Raw genomic sequence first — 292 nt, forward strand, 5'->3', positions numbered from 1 at the left:
CTGCCTGGTCACTGCCCGAAGGCCACATCAAATCCGGACTGCGTGCCATCCACCGCCTTGATAGCCTGCCGAAAGTCAAAGCCATACAAGACACCTCGTGCCTGCTCGACATCGAGTCCTTGATTGCTATTGACCAACCCATGTCGGCCCTGACAGCCCTGACGGATGAAACCCTGGATTTTATCGACACCATCCTGGCCGACTTCTTCACCCCCACTAAGGCGAATCAGGCTTTTCCTACCCGCAGCCAAATCAGGCGTAAAGTCCGCGACATCTGTAAAACCCTGGATGA

1 pseudogene is annotated in these 292 nt (G+C 55.1%); it reads left to right on the plus strand.

Annotated features, from left to right (window positions below):
• Positions 1–292: pseudogene (locus HMPREF2792_RS02610) on the plus strand (HNH endonuclease); the annotation flags it as partial.

Source organism: Corynebacterium sp. HMSC068H04, assembly GCF_001811255.1.
Taxonomy (GTDB): domain Bacteria; phylum Actinomycetota; class Actinomycetes; order Mycobacteriales; family Mycobacteriaceae; genus Corynebacterium; species Corynebacterium hesseae.